Origin of the sequence: Photobacterium sp. (assembly GCF_033720175.1) — a bacterium.
Taxonomy (GTDB): Bacteria; Pseudomonadota; Gammaproteobacteria; order Enterobacterales; family Vibrionaceae; genus Photobacterium.
The window spans coordinates 82,375-96,818 of sequence record NZ_JAWWDA010000007.1 but is presented as its reverse complement, the minus strand read 5'-3'; the positions used below and the strand labels follow the sequence as shown (position 1 = coordinate 96,818).

The 14,444-nt window shown below is 48.8% G+C and carries 15 protein-coding genes; 4 read left to right on the top strand and 11 right to left on the bottom strand.

Going from position 1 to position 14,444, the window contains the following annotated elements; genetic code table 11:
* Positions 1–7 precede the first annotated feature (7 nt).
* Positions 8–1,369, bottom strand: a complete 1,362-nt coding sequence (cpxA, locus tag R3289_RS09890; RefSeq protein ID WP_318925340.1) for an envelope stress sensor histidine kinase CpxA — start codon at positions 1,367–1,369, stop codon at positions 8–10.
* A complete protein-coding gene (locus R3289_RS09885; protein WP_318925339.1) occupies positions 1,369–2,064 on the bottom strand; it encodes a response regulator in 696 nt (231 codons plus the stop codon). Before R3289_RS09885 ends, cpxA begins: the two co-directional genes overlap by 1 nt.
* Positions 2,065–2,260: 196 nt before the next feature.
* On the opposite strand from R3289_RS09885, the gene R3289_RS09880 reads away from it, so the two are divergent.
* A complete protein-coding gene (locus R3289_RS09880) occupies positions 2,261–2,746 on the top strand; it encodes a CpxP family protein (protein WP_318925338.1) in 486 nt (161 codons plus the stop codon).
* A gap of 554 nt (positions 2,747–3,300) precedes the next feature.
* Entirely contained in the window at positions 3,301–4,263 is a 963-nt protein-coding gene (gene pfkA, locus R3289_RS09875) for a 6-phosphofructokinase (RefSeq protein ID WP_318925337.1), read from the top strand.
* Positions 4,264–4,423: 160 nt separating this feature from the next.
* Here pfkA and tpiA read toward each other — a convergent pair whose 3' ends face one another.
* A complete protein-coding gene (gene tpiA, locus R3289_RS09870) occupies positions 4,424–5,194 on the bottom strand; it encodes a triose-phosphate isomerase (protein WP_318925336.1) in 771 nt (256 codons plus the stop codon).
* Positions 5,195–5,612: 418 nt separating this feature from the next.
* On the opposite strand from tpiA, the gene R3289_RS09865 reads away from it, so the two are divergent.
* On the top strand, positions 5,613–5,960 hold the full coding sequence (locus R3289_RS09865; protein WP_318925335.1) for a 5-carboxymethyl-2-hydroxymuconate Delta-isomerase: 348 nt from the start codon (positions 5,613–5,615) through the stop codon (positions 5,958–5,960).
* A 58-nt stretch (positions 5,961–6,018) separates the two neighbouring features.
* Here R3289_RS09865 and R3289_RS09860 read toward each other — a convergent pair whose 3' ends face one another.
* From R3289_RS09860 to R3289_RS09835, 6 genes are all read right to left on the bottom strand, one after another.
* Positions 6,019–6,342, bottom strand: a complete 324-nt coding sequence (locus R3289_RS09860) for a DUF3135 domain-containing protein (protein WP_318925334.1) — start codon at positions 6,340–6,342, stop codon at positions 6,019–6,021.
* Between the two features lie 165 nt (positions 6,343–6,507).
* The gene (locus tag R3289_RS09855) at positions 6,508–7,251 is read right to left on the bottom strand and encodes a ferredoxin--NADP reductase (RefSeq protein ID WP_318925333.1); all 744 of its coding nucleotides are present in this window, start codon (positions 7,249–7,251) and stop codon (positions 6,508–6,510) included.
* Positions 7,252–7,264: 13 nt separating this feature from the next.
* Entirely contained in the window at positions 7,265–7,885 is a 621-nt protein-coding gene (locus tag R3289_RS09850) for a metalloregulator ArsR/SmtB family transcription factor (protein WP_318925332.1), read from the bottom strand.
* Positions 7,886–8,069: 184 nt separating this feature from the next.
* The gene (gene glpX, locus R3289_RS09845) at positions 8,070–9,077 is read right to left on the bottom strand and encodes a class II fructose-bisphosphatase (protein ID WP_318925331.1); all 1,008 of its coding nucleotides are present in this window, start codon (positions 9,075–9,077) and stop codon (positions 8,070–8,072) included.
* 294 nt (positions 9,078–9,371) lie between these two features.
* The gene (gene glpK / locus R3289_RS09840) at positions 9,372–10,883 is read right to left on the bottom strand and encodes a glycerol kinase GlpK (protein WP_318925330.1); all 1,512 of its coding nucleotides are present in this window, start codon (positions 10,881–10,883) and stop codon (positions 9,372–9,374) included.
* 42 nt (positions 10,884–10,925) lie between these two features.
* A complete protein-coding gene (locus R3289_RS09835) occupies positions 10,926–11,777 on the bottom strand; it encodes an MIP/aquaporin family protein (protein WP_318925329.1) in 852 nt (283 codons plus the stop codon).
* Between the two features lie 757 nt (positions 11,778–12,534).
* On the opposite strand from R3289_RS09835, the gene zapB reads away from it, so the two are divergent.
* Entirely contained in the window at positions 12,535–12,777 is a 243-nt protein-coding gene (zapB, locus tag R3289_RS09830) for a cell division protein ZapB (RefSeq protein WP_318925328.1), read from the top strand.
* 74 nt (positions 12,778–12,851) lie between these two features.
* Here zapB and rraA read toward each other — a convergent pair whose 3' ends face one another.
* Together rraA and R3289_RS09820 are read right to left on the bottom strand one after the other, a co-directional pair.
* Positions 12,852–13,337: a ribonuclease E activity regulator RraA gene (rraA, locus tag R3289_RS09825; protein WP_318925327.1), complete on the bottom strand. Its 486-nt coding sequence runs from the start codon at positions 13,335–13,337 to the stop codon at positions 12,852–12,854.
* Between the two features lie 191 nt (positions 13,338–13,528).
* Positions 13,529–14,434, bottom strand: coding sequence for a 1,4-dihydroxy-2-naphthoate polyprenyltransferase (locus R3289_RS09820; RefSeq protein WP_318925326.1), 906 nt, complete (start codon positions 14,432–14,434; stop codon positions 13,529–13,531).
* Positions 14,435–14,444 lie beyond the last annotated feature (10 nt).

Below are 14,444 nucleotides of genomic sequence, written 5' to 3'. Positions count from 1 at the left end.
TCACACGCTAGCGGTTCAGTGGCAGTCTGATGGTTACTTGCAATCCGCCGAATGGGCTGCGGCAGGCAGTGATGGTGCCGTTATGCAGCCGAATAGCACTTTCAGTGATAGCCAGTCCTAACCCCGTCCCTCCACTGCTGCGGTCTCGGGCGGTTGAAACCCGATAGAAGGGGCGGAAGATGCGATCCAGTTCATCGTCTGGCACGCCTTCGCCATTATCGTCAATGACGATATGTAGCATGTCGTTTTGTTCGCTGAAATGGACGGTGACCTCATCATTGCAGTACTTTATCGCATTACGAACGACATTTTCCAAGGCACTGATCAGCAAGTTCGGACTGCCACTGAGCGGCCACTTCTCAAGCGTGTCGCAGGTAAATGTTTTGTGGTTCTGTTCAGCTTCAAAGCGGGCATCTTCCAGCATCTCATCCCACAGGCTGCTGGCATCAGTGGCTTGCTGATGTTCATGGCTGGTGAGCTGCATACGGGACAGCTCCAGCAATTCACTGATCATTTTTTCCAGTCGCTCTGCCTCCGTATCAACACGGCTCAGCTCTTTGCTTTTCCCTTGCTTGCGCTGGGCCAGTGCGGTGGCCATGCGCAGGCGGGTCAGAGGCGATCGAAGTTCATGTGAGATATCTGAGAGCAGGCGTTGCTGGCCATTGATCATCTGGTTAATGGCCTGCACCATCTGGTTAAAGCTCGCCCCGGCCTGCTTAAATTCTGTCGGGCCGGTTTCCAGCGTCGGATCGGCTTTAAACTGCCCCGTCGCCACGCGCTCAGCAGCTTGCTGTAAGCGCCGGGCCGGAATACTGATCGCCCATGCCAGCCATAGCAGCAACGGGGTGCTGACCAGCATGGTCACCAGCAGGAGCGGGAAGGGTTTATCCAGGATCTGGACGAAAAAGGGAGGAGGCTGACGCCAGATTCGGGCGACATACATCAGGGCGGTTTGTTGTTGGTCAGTAACCGCAAAGGGGCCCGCTATCATTCTGCGGCCGTACAACCTTTGTTTGGGGCTGGCGGGATCATCGGCAATGGTAATAAAATTTCGCAGAGCCTTATTATGGCCGTGAGGGGTAATAATTTCGCCGTCGGTGGTGGTGAAATAGATCTGAAGGCCTTGGTGGCGATCCCGCTCGGTAAAGCGCTGCAGTTTACTTTGCAGCGGGCCGTTTTCATTACGTAGCTGTTGAGAGATCTCTTGTGCCGAGCTTTGCATCCGTCCAAGATGCCGTTCCCCAATGGTATGCTGCGCCCGGGGGTCCAGGTTGGGTAGCAGCACAATCGTTACCACGACAATCAACAGTGTCAGCCAGAAAACAGCAAAGATACGGCCGTATAAACTCGAAAAGCCCGGTAATCGCATTAAATCTCCTCAACCAGCAGGTAGCCTTTTCCCCGCAAGGTTTTAATCCGCGGTTTGCCGTCAGCCCGCTCGGGGAGTTTCCTTCTCAGATTGGAGACATGCATATCCAGGGCACGGTCAAATTGTGCAAGACGTTTACCCAGCACCTCAATACTGAGTTCCGTTTTGGCAATGATTTTCCCCGGATGCTGGATAAAATAACTGAGTAAGGCAAGCTCAGTGCCTGTCATCTCAATCGAACGTTCACGGCAGAAGACTTCCTGTCGGCCCGGATAGATCTTAATATCCTGATAGAGTAAACATTCCGGTGCGCTAGAGCGGGTGTCATTGGCGGCGCTTTGAGATCGGCGTAAAATCGCACGCATTCGTGCCAGCAGTTCCCGATCACTGAACGGTTTCGGCAAATAGTCATCAGCCCCCAGCTCCAGCCCGATGACCCGATCGATCTCTTCGCCCTTTGCTGTCAGCATTAATACCGGTGTGGTATGGCTTTCTCTTAATTTTCGCAGCATTTCAGTACCGTTCATTTTCGGCATCATCACATCGAGCAAGATAAGATCGACGCTGCTATCTGCTTTTAACAAGCCTTCTTCGCCATTATTGGCCTCAATGACCTCAAAACCTTCCATTTCCAGGATGTCGGTTAACAGAGAGGTGAGCTCGGTATCGTCATCGACCAATAGAATCTTTGCCATACTTACGCCTTTCGTTTCGCTATAAATACATGCCATTAATGACGTGACACGCTTAATGACAGTATCTCTGAACTCTCACTAACAGCCAAGTTAATGTGAGTAAGCTTTACGCAGTTTTACGTTCATTCGACAGCACTTTACCTTACAAGGCGTACGCTAATGACATACCGGTTAAGGTCACTTGGAGAAGAACATTATGATGACATTCAAAAAAGCACTGGTCATGGCGATTGCACTGCCACTGACACTTGGCTCTGCGTCAGTACTGGCGTACGGCGGTAGTGGTCATAACGGCGGTAAACATAACGCTTGTGATATACAAGGTGGGCGACAAGTTTTCCGCGCGCTGGCTCTGACCGATGCCCAGCAAGATGAAGTGAAATCACTTCGTGGAGCAAATAGATCCGCGATGATGACGCAGCGTCAGGGCCTGCGGGCGGCAATGCAGGCGAATCATGATCAAATGCAAGCTTTGCTGCTGGCTGACAATTTTGATGATGTCGCGGTGCGGGAGTTGGCCGAAAAGATGTCTGGCGAACAAGCAGAGCAGCGTATGGCGATGTTAGAAAATCGTCACAAAATGCTGAATATTCTGACCCCAGAGCAGAAAGAAAAATATAAGCAGCTGCAGTCAGAACGCAGGGCTAAATGTGAAGCGCGCTGGGCAGAAAAAAACCAGTAAAAACGAAAGTGGGTCCATACTGATAATGAAGCTGCAACCCGTGTTGCGGCTTTTTTGTGTTTATCAAATGTCTTTTTTGTTTATCTTAATTACCACAACAAACTTTTTTTGTTATTAATTTTCATCACAAAACAGCTATACTGCGGGATATTAAGCAGTAGATACGCATAGGTTTGTCCCGTAAGCGCTTGTCAATATTGTGTGGTGAGCATGGATGTACCCACGGTTACCGCCTGTTGTTAACGCTTTACTGGTGGCTTTGGCGACAGAATATATACTTAAGAAACCAGCCATCCGGTTGGATCGCGTTTTTTAGGTTAGTTGTCAATCCTACTGCTGGCGGTTTTATTTCATATTGCAATTGACCTCAGTCCGAAGTGATCGTGATATGAATCAACAAAATTTATTATCAAAATTGTAATACTCCTACATTAGTAGGAAAGTTACAGTTTACGCGAGCATGAGTCGGTCAAACCGCTTATGGTGCCGAGAGGGGGAACCTCGGTAACTCGTGCCGGATTTGATTTTTCAATTCCCAAAGTCAGAGGGTAACCATGATTAAGAAGATTGGTGTTTTGACCAGTGGTGGTGACGCACCTGGTATGAATGCAGCGGTTCGCGGTGTGGTACGTGTTGCGTTATCAGAAGGCCTGGAAGTTTACGGTGTCTATGACGGCTATCAGGGCCTCCACCAGAACCGTATCCAAAAGCTAACTCGCACAAGTGTATCAGACGTGATCAACAAGGGAGGGACTTTCCTTGGTTCAGCACGTTTTCCTGAGTTTAAAGATGAAAAAGTACGTGCTCAGGCGATCGAAAACCTGAAGATTCACGGTATCGATGCCTTGGTTGTTATCGGTGGTGATGGCTCTTATATGGGGGCGAAGAAGCTGACAGAGATGGGTTACCCATGCATCGGCATCCCGGGTACCATTGATAACGATGTTGCCGGTACTGATTACACAATCGGTTATCTGACGGCTCTTAATACGGTAATCGACGCGATTGACCGTCTGCGTGATACATCGTCTTCTCACCAGCGTATCTCTATTGTTGAGGTAATGGGGCGTCACTGTGGTGATTTGACTCTGATGTCTGCGATTGCGGGTGGTTGTGAATACATCATCACGCCTGAAACTGGCCTGCATAAAGAGCAGTTGCTGGCGAAGATCAAAGAAGGTATCTACAAAGGTAAGAAGCACGCCATCATCGCGATCACAGAGCTGATGACTGACGCGAATGAACTGGCTAAGTACATTGAAGATGAAACTGGCCGTGAAACCCGTGCCACCGTACTGGGTCATATTCAGCGTGGTGGTCAGCCTACGGCATTTGACCGTATCCTAGCTTCTCGTATGGGAGCTTATGCTGTTGAGCTGTTAATTAAAGGCGAAGGTGGTCGTTGTGTGGGGATCCAGAACGAAAAAATGGTTCACCACGACATCATCGATGCGATTGAAAATATGAAGCGTCCGGTCCGTAAAGATCTTTACGAACTCGCGGATAAGCTGTTCTAAGCAAGCATTTAATCGCTTAAGCTGATATATAAAAAACCGACTCACCGAGTCGGCTTTTTTTAGGCTCAGAGCCGAGTAACGCGAGCCGCGACACTCGATACGGAGACAAAAAGACCACCCGAAGGTGGCCTTTGAAAATAACTATCGCTTAAAAGCGGTATTATTTTTTGGCTTCAGCTGCTGCTTTTGCAATAGCTGCAAAGCTTTTCGCGTCAAGAGCGGCACCGCCAACCAGAGCTCCGTCGATGTCTGGCTGTGCGAAGTATGCTGCTGCGTTTTCTGGTTTAACAGAACCGCCGTACTGGATAACAACATTCTTAGCAACTTCTTCGCTTTGCTCTGCGATGTGAGCACGGATTTGAGCGTGGATACGCTGTGCATCTTCAGCTGTTGCCGCTTTACCCGTTCCGATTGCCCAGATTGGTTCATAAGCGATGATTGCGCCTTCAAGAGCTTCAACGCCTTGAGTTTTGATCACAGCGTCAAGTTGACGTGAACATACGGCAACGGTTTCGCCCGCTTCGTTCTGTGCTTCAGACTCACCAATACATAGTACAGGAGTCAGGCCGTTTTCTTTTAGGAATGCGAATTTCTTAGCAACAAACTCGTCAGACTCAGCGTGGTATTCACGACGCTCAGAGTGACCGATGATGATGTGGCTTGCACCGAAATCTTTAAGCATCGCAGGAGACATATCACCGGTGAATGCACCGCTGTTGTTCAGGTCAGTATTTTGGGCACCAAGAATGATCTTGTTACCGCCTTCAGCGATCACACGCTCAGCAAGATCGATATAAAGTGCAGGTGGAGCAACGGCAACGTCAACACCCGTAACGCCTTCAAGTTCAGCGTTAAGGTCCTTAAGTAGGTTAGAGACCATTTCCTTGCTACCGTTTAGCTTCCAGTTACCCATAACTACAGGATGGCGCATAGCTTTTCTCCAAATCAATTTAATGTAAATAATTAAGACCAATCTTATTAAGTAACGATACACCCCGATAACGTGCGGAATGTGTGGTTATTTAATCGGACTGGGAAAGACTATTACGTAATAATATAACAGTTTTGGTTGAAATTTTTACTGTTCAAAATCATTAATGTGTTTGGTTGTACCTTTTTCCCGCTAAAAAGTGAACTCCTGAAGCCGAATTTTTCCTCAATAAACTATTTTATCTGGTTATTCCAGACAAAAAAGAGAGTGATCACGGGCTGAGTTTCCATCCAATAGCTTAGCTTATCGATTCGGTATCGGGTAAGTTGGCAGGTGAAACTTTGCACAACGTAAGGTATTTGCCGTGTAAGCTTATGCCGTCGGTGGTGAGCAGATGAGGGATCATGGAGGAGAAATTGTGCCTAATTTGGTGATGGAGTATTCCGATCCGGTTGCGGAGCGTGTCAATATACAAGGGTTACTGGAAGATTTGCATCGGGCGCTGTTAATCAGCGGGTTGTTTGAGCCGGATTCGGTAAAGTCCCGCTCTTATCCTTGTCATAGCTGGCAGCTCGGTGAAGAAGGCGATCGCAAAACCTTTATTCATCTCGGGCTGAGCATGCTGGCGGGTCGCCATCCTGAGCAGAAGCGGCAATTGTCTCGGGACTTAATGTCGGTTCTGGAGCAGCATGCCAGTATGATTAATAGCTTAACCATCGATATTCGAGATATGGATCCTGAGTGCTTTTTGAAAGTCAGTGTATAACGGAGCTTTAGGTGTTTGATAAATATACACCCCGGAGATCTTCCGGACCAGCTGACGTTCAGTTCTTTGGCTGAGAGGGGCGATTGAAGGGCTTCACTTCAGCCAGGTGTTCAGTCAGGGTTTCAGGTGCATTGAGCGCCTGGGCAAAGCGCTTGAGATGCTGCTGTAACTCCGACATCAATAGCACATTGGTGTGATTGGGGTTTTTACCTCGGTTTATTACCTGGTTGATATGGCTCATTTGCGCCCGTAGTCGAGGCTGCATCAACGGGCTGGATCCGACAATGATCTCTTCGCTCATGCGCAACCGTAATGCTTCCAATTCTTCTGGTTTGCTTTCTGCCATTATTTTGAGTTCATCAAAAGACGGTAATGTCTGCATCGCGATTTCCCTGCCTGTTATCCTCTCAGGTACTATTAATCTTAGTGCTGATCGTTGCGGTTGTTCTCTTTTATTTAAGGTAGATCAGCCTGCGGGTGCAAGGCTGACTCATTTATGAGAATTTCAGATGGGACCAAGATGAGACGGCAGGATAACTTGAGATCGTTACCAGTAATGCTCCATGGTGATCTGGCCGGGTTTGCTACGGAGGTTTTTTACCAGTCCTCTTGCCTCCAGGGCCGCTTTGGTGTCTCTGACCATTTCCGGGTTGCCGCACAGCATTACCTGACTGCGTGTTGGCTCAAGGGAAAGGCCCACATGACGTTCTAACATGCCATCAGCAATCGCCAGCGGAATTCGTCCCGGCAAGCTCAGCGGAGCCGGTTCTCGGCTGACAAAAGGCTGGACGATGAACTGATCGGGATGCTGCTCTTTAAGGGCATTAATTTCAGCCTGGTAGCTGAGGTCAGAGGCAAAGCGAACGGCATGGATTAACACAATTTTACGGAAGCGTTTCCAGACTTCCTGTTCACGTAAAATGGACAGGTAAGGGCCAATGGCGGTTCCCGTTGCAAGCATCCATAGGTGCTCGCTCTCGGGTATTTCATTGAGGGTAAAATAGCCGCTGGCACGGGCGGAAATAAATACAGTGTCGCCGGCTTTAAGCGCATGAAGACGAGGGGAGAGCAGGCCGTCGGCTACCCGGGTGGCATAGATTTCGATTTGGTTGTCGCTCGGCGGGTTGACAAAGGAGTACGCGCGCTGGATCATTTTGCCATTGATTTCTAAGCCGAGCTTGGTGAACTGGCCGGCTTTAAAGGGTTCGATGTTAGCGTGTAAGACCAGGCTAAACAGGTCATTGTTCCAATGACGGTTGTTTATTACCTCTGCAGGGATCCAGTCAGCCATAATATTCTCCTCACTATTTAGAACTAAGAATTCGATAAGCGCAGCGTCTCTCTCCGGCAATAATGTGTTCACTTCTTACGATCTGATATTCATCACCCAACAGGCGCTGGAACACAGAGAGTTCTGTTTTACATAACGAAGGACAGCGGAGTGCGGCATGGCAAATCGGGCAGTGGTTTTCCACCAAAATAAAATCGTTACCGTCTTGCTGAAGTTCAGCCATGTAACCTTCCTGCTCCCTCAGTGTAGTCAGTATTTCTAATTTTTCTTTTAAAGTTGAACGGCTTGCTAATGCCTTTTGGTATTGTTCAAAAGTTTGATTCGCTCGACGCTCTATGATTTGGTTTAAGCCTTGGGTGCCAAAGATATCTTCGACAGAATCAATCATTTGAATAATGAGTTCGCCATGGCGATCGGCAAAGCGGCGATGTCCCTTGGCGGTCAAGTTCCAGTGTCGAGTTGGCCGGCCAACTTTGACTTTTACGTCTTGAAAATCAACCAAACCGTCATCCTCCAGTCCCTGAAGATGCTGCCGTACCCCCATCGTGGTGAGGCTGAATTCCTGTGCCAGCACCTTGGCGGTTACAGCCCCTTCCCGTTTCATATGATAGAGGATTTTATCTATAGTTTTCATGTCAACCTGTCTATTCCTTGCTTGCCGCTATACCCAAACCACCGAGGGGAGGTTTGTTATATTATGTAACCAGCATGGTAAATAAAGCAACGGCTTTACTTAGTAAGAATAGAGTAACTTGCCATATTTTGCTGGATCAAAAAAGGCGCGCCTGAGCACGCCCTTGGTAATCTGGAGGGGGATATTACAGAATATGCCCTTTGATCGCCTCGTCTTTACGATCCAGGTAGTGAGTCGATTTAATACGACGGATCGTACGGCACTTACCACGAATTAACAGCGTTTCGGTGGTCGCGATGTTGCCCTGACGGCTGATACCCTCAAGCAGATCGCCTTTCGTGATACCGGTACCGGCAAAAATCACATTGTCACTCTGTGCCATGTCTTCCATACGTAGCACGATATTTGGCTCAATCCCCATTTCATGGCAGCGATCGATTTCGATTTGGCCTAAGCGGCGGTTTTCCTCGTTATCACCCTTTACCTGATGACGAGGCAGCAGGCGGCCATTCATGTCACCGCCCAGCGCACGAATGGCAGCGGCAGATACCACGCCCTCCGGTGCACCACCAATGCAGTACATCACGTCAACTTCGCTGTCTGGCATACAAGTCAGGATAGAGGCTGCCACATCACCATCAGGGAAAGCAAAAACGCGTACTCCCATCTCTTGCATATGGGCAATCGTCTCGTCGTGGCGTGGTTTAGCCAGTGTGGTAACAACCAGGGTGTCCAGTGTCTTACCTAATGCGTCGGCAATATTTTTCAGGTTGTCAATCAGTGGCAAGGCCAAATCGATACACCCTTTAGCGCCAGGACCTACAACGATCTTTTCCATGTACATATCAGGCGCTTTAAGGAATGAACCTTTTTCACCTGCAGCCAGTACTGCCAGTGCGTTATTTTGTCCCATCGCCGTCATGCGAGTCCCTTCAATCGGGTCAACCGCGATATCGACAGCATCACCACCGGTTCCGACTTTTTCACCGATGTAAAGCATAGGGGCTTCATCGATCTCACCTTCACCAATAACAATTTCACCTTCAATCTCGGTTTGGTTCAGAAGGGTGCGCATTACTTCTACCGCCGCGCCGTCAGCAGCGTTTTTATCGCCGCGGCCAAGCCATTTGTAGCCAGCCAGGGCTGCGCCTTCAGTTACACGAGAAAATGCCATCGCTAAATCGCGCTTCATGGTTACTCCAGAAATAGAATCAGTGGGTTTGGATATTTAGGTATCTTTGATTGGTGTTTCAACTGGCGGCGATTTTATCATAGCTCACAGTGAAACGTTTGCGTTTCTTCAAATCGAATACAGCGAGGCATTTTAGCGACTGTTTTGCGCCGCGGGGGAAGGGCGAAAAAGCAGTGCAAAGAAAAGGCCTGCAGTTGCAGGCCTTGCTTTAAACGGAACCGTAAATGGGCCGGTTAATGGATCTGGCTAGGCTTTATTGAGTAACGCGTTGTTAAATAAAACCCTAACACGGGATCACTCTTCGTCTTCCAGTGCCCAGCCTTTCGCGCATTCAACCGCACGTTTCCAGCCGCGGTAACGACGGTTACGTTTCTGATCATCTGCACATGGTAGGAACTTGCGATCTAACTTAGCTTTGTCTTGCAGTTCGTCAAGACTGTCCCAGAAACCAACAGCCAGACCAGCCAGATAAGCCGCGCCCAGCGCAGTCACTTCGGTTACGACGGGTCGATCAACCTCAGTGTTCAGTACGTCTGACTGGAACTGCATCAGGAAGTTATTGGCTACCGCGCCCCCATCAACACGCAGCTCCGCAAGCTTAATACCGGAGTCTGCCTGCATGGCATCTAAGACATCACGAGTCTGGTAGGCGACGCTTTCAAGCGTTGCACGAATGATATGGTTAGCATTCACGCCACGCGTCAGGCCAACAATGGCGCCACGCGCATACGGGTCCCAGTATGGTGCGCCGAGGCCCGTAAAGGCCGGTACAACATAGACACCGTTAGCACTGCCCACTTTTTCTGCGAAATACTCAGAGTCGTTGGCATCACCCAGCAGCTTAACTTCGTCACGCAGCCACTGAACGGATGCACCGCCCATAAACACCGCACCTTCAAGGGCATAAGCGACGTCGCCTTTAGGGCCACAGGCAAGGGTCGTCAGCAGTCCGTTGTGTGAGGTGACTTTCTCTTTACCGGTATTCATTAGCAGGAAGCAGCCGGTACCATAGGTATTCTTTGCCTGACCGGCTTCAACACACATCTGGCCGAACAGAGCCGCCTGCTGATCGCCGGCAATCCCAGAGATTGGAATACGGGTCCCGCCTTTACCGCCGATATTGGTCTGGCCGTAGATTTCAGAAGAGGATTTTACTTCCGGCATCATAGATAGCGGAATATCCATTGCCGTCAGAAGTTTTTCATCCCACTGCAGGGTGTTGATGTTAAACAGCATGGTACGTGAGGCGTTGGTGAAGTCAGTGACATGTACGCGCCCCTGAGTCATTTTCCAGATCAGCCAGGTATCGACAGTACCAAACAACAGGTTGCCGGCTTCCGCTTCTTCGCGAGCGCCCTCAACATTGTCGAGGATCCATTTGACTTTGGTACCTGAGAAGTATGGGTCAACAACCAGGCCGGTGTTCTCACGAATATACTCTTCCAGCCCTTGCTCTTTCAGGGTTTCGCAAATGCTTGCGGTACGGCGGCACTGCCAGACAATGGCGTTGTAAACGGGTTTTCCGGTGTTCTTATCCCAGACAATAGTGGTTTCACGCTGGTTGGTAATACCGATACCAGCGACCTGATCAGAACGAATCCCCGCCTTAGCCAGAACTTCAACCAGAGTCGAGCTTTGGGTCGCATAGATTTCTAGAGGATCATGTTCCACCCAACCGGCTTTAGGGTAGATCTGGGTGAATTCGCGTTGTGACGTACAAACAATATTGGCGTCGTGATCCAGCACAACGGCGCGGGAGCTGGTGGTACCCTGATCAAGCGCAACAATATACTTTTGTTCAGTCATAATGAATGTCCTTTAACTTTTTATTATAGGGTATAGAGGTAATTAAGCGTTGGCTGTTTCTTGACCGTCAGCACCTTCACACTGGTTCGGAATGGTGCATCTGTTGCCAGGAAGGTAAAGCTCGATGGCTTTAGGGTAGAGCCAGCCCCCGAAGGCTGCACCGCAGATTGGTGCAAGGATCGGCACAATCAGGTAGGGGATGTCTTTGCCTCCGGTTAGTGCCATTTCATCCCAGCCTGCCAGGAAGGCAAAGAATTTAGGGCCGAAGTCACGGGCTGGGTTCATTGCAAAACCAGTCAGCGGACCTAAAGAGCCACCAATGACAGCGATTAAGATACCGATAAGCAGCGGACCCATCGCGCCGCGTGGCGCACCGTTTTTCTCATCGCCGATGGCTAAAATAGCGAACATCAGTACTGCCGTAATAACGAACTCAACCGCAAAAGCACCGCTGAATGAAAGCGCGGGATGCGGATAAGTTGAGAAAATACCGGCAGTGGCCAGACTGGCTTGGGTGCCGCGTACAATTTGGTGGGTAGCTTCATATTCCGTAAAGAGGTTGCTGTAAAGGGCGTAAATTAAAGCTGCGGAGCAGAACGCACCAAATAGTTGCGCCACGATATAAGGGGCAACCTTACGCTTATCAAACCCATGGAACAGGGCTAAAGCGATAGTGACTGCGGGGTTGATGTGTGCGCCTGATACGCCCGCCGTGCAGTAGATGGCAATTGCGACGCCTAAGCCCCACATGATGCTTATTTCCCATTGGCCAAATTCTGCTCCAGTCAGCACCAGTGCCGCAACGCAGCCGACACCAAAGAAGATCAATAAACCGGTTCCTATAAACTCGGCGAGACACTCACCGAGTAGCGTGTGTTGTTTCGAGTTAGCCATTTCTCAGTCCTTTTGTCGATAGATTGTAGGGGGATTGCTTTATAGTTGTTATTCGAGCGTTAATGTACCGCATATATCTATTATTGGAATAAAATTGAACTAAAAATGTGCGTTCGAGCATAAAAAGAGGGTTATTCCGAGCGAAAGCCAATCGTTTGCGCTTTTGGTGAGTTGACGCTGATATGTATTAATGGAATGTGAGTTTTAGGGCTGGGGTGGGGTTTTTTTTGGTATAAATGACTGGATAAAATAAAAAATCCGACCTTAATTAGGTCGGATATGCCAAGAGGGCAAGTTCTTGGATTTCTCCAAGAGAGATACGATCACGATAAAAATTAGCACGCAAGCGCTGCATGAAAATTGAGTTAGATCGCAATTTCAAGCATTCTGTAACTGAGGTGGTGTTATTTTTAGCGCTGTGGCCAGTTTCCAGTCACGGGGGGATCAACAGACTGGAGCGGAGAGAAAAATAGAAATTTTATAACAGAGAATTAACTTGTTTTGTTACTGAGGCCGTTACAATGGCAAAGGCAGCGAAGCTCAAAGCTTTTTTTTAGGCAATTTGATTTGAAGAACAAGGTACAATTTCTATCAAGATTGGGTGAAATTCATCCATTTGCAAAAAAGGGATGGATTAGAGGATGCCAGATGGCGGCTGCCTCGCTAGAATAGGCGCAGCAACGAATATAAACCATGCTCGTGTGGTATTACCTTAACGGTTTAAGGGAATGATATGGGCTTAGATCAGGTGAACAATATGTCTTTAGAAATGTTGGAAAAGCTGGAAGCCAAAGTACAAATGGCTGTTGATACAATTTCTCTGCTACAAATGGAAATTGAAGAATTAAAAGAAACAAACGAAAGCCTGACTGCAGAAACGCAAGAACTACGTTCAAACCGTGAAGTATTAGAGCAGGATAACCAGAAACTACAGAATGATCATCAAGCATGGCAAGAGCGCGTTCGCACACTGCTGGGTAAGATGGATCACGTAGAATAAAAAACAGAGCCGATTGGCTCTGTTTTTTTATCTCAGGTACATGATGGTATCTTGTACCTTGATGGCACTGCGGGTCACTCAATATCGAGCGGTTCAGGCGATAAGATCACCCCAGTGTTATCAGCATAGAGGTGGTCTTCCGGCAAGAAAGTGACACCACCAAAATTGACGGCAACATCGGCTTCTCCTACACCTTGTTTATCGGCCCCTACCGGTATTGAAGCCAGAGCCTGAATACCAATGTCGAGCTCATCGAGATCATCGACATGGCGCACGCAGCCGTAGACAACTAACCCCTCCCATTCATTGTCAGCAGCAAGCTGGGCAATGTCAGCATCAATCAATGCACGCCGTAACGAGCCACCACCGTCAATCAATAATATGCGGCCAATGCCGGATTGCTCCAGTACCGAGCGGATCAATGCATTATCTTCAAAGCATTTTACTGTAGAAATCTGGCCGCCGAAGGAACTTCGCCCGCCGTAAGAACTGAACATTGGCTCAACGACATCCACCTGTTCCAGGTAAATATCGCATAGTTCGGAGGTATTATATTCCATAAGCTAGCTTCTTGTTGTGGCAAAAGAAAAGGGGAGATTGGTTAACTTAACATCATTGGCCTGGTGGAATTATAACCAGCTGTGCTTGCATTGCAACAAGGATGTAATGGTAACCGGCGTCCATTCTTAATGACTGATTCTTGCCTGAGTGTATGTGCGGTGTCAGCGATCGTTTGTGATGAATACGGCGCTTAAGCCAGAATGACGCCCGCAGCAAACAGGAGATTGGTCAGTAACGCGCATTTCACCATCGTCGCCATCATCGGGCGCAGTGCTGCGCCATCTGCTGATTGAAATACCTGTTTGCCGTGTTGGAACAGCAGCGGAAAGCTGAAAATAAATAACCAGCCAAACGGTGAGTGCAGCTCCAGGAGTGCAAACAGGGTTAAGCAGACGACGCTACCGGCTAACAGGAACAGGTGGTACTTGCGTCCCCAGTCCGGCCCCATGCGTACCGCTAACGTTAACTTTCCACAGGCTCGGTCATTCTCGATATCTCTCAAGTTATTGATGTTAAGTACACCGACAGCCAAGAGGCCACACGCGGTGGCGGGTAGCATAATGATCGAATCAATCGAACCGGCCTGCAGATAATACGTGCCGGCAACACCTAGCCAGCCGAAGAACATCAGCACGGACAGATCGCCCAGGCCTCGGTAACCATAAGGTTTATTGCCGACGGTGTAGGCAATAGAGCCTGCAATCGCCATCAAACCTAATAACATAAAGCCAAACATGTCCTGTAAATTATTACAGGCAAGGAAAATCAGGCTCAATCCACTGGCTATCGTCAGGATAATATTCAGTACCATGGCATTACGCATTGCACCAGGCGTCACTAAGCCGGACTGAACAGCCCGTTGCGGGCCAAGACGGGCATCATTATCCGTGCCTTTAACAGCATCACCATAGTCATTGGCCAGGTTTGATAAAATCTGGAGTAAAAGAGCGGTGAGCAGGGCGAGGCCTGTGATTGATGCAGAAAAACGTCCTTGCCATCCTGCCACTGCGCTGCCGCATAGAATCGATGCGACGGCCAATGGCAAGGTTTTGGGCCTTGCGGCATCAAGCCAGATTGCGAGTGAAGATGATTTCATAATGTCGTTA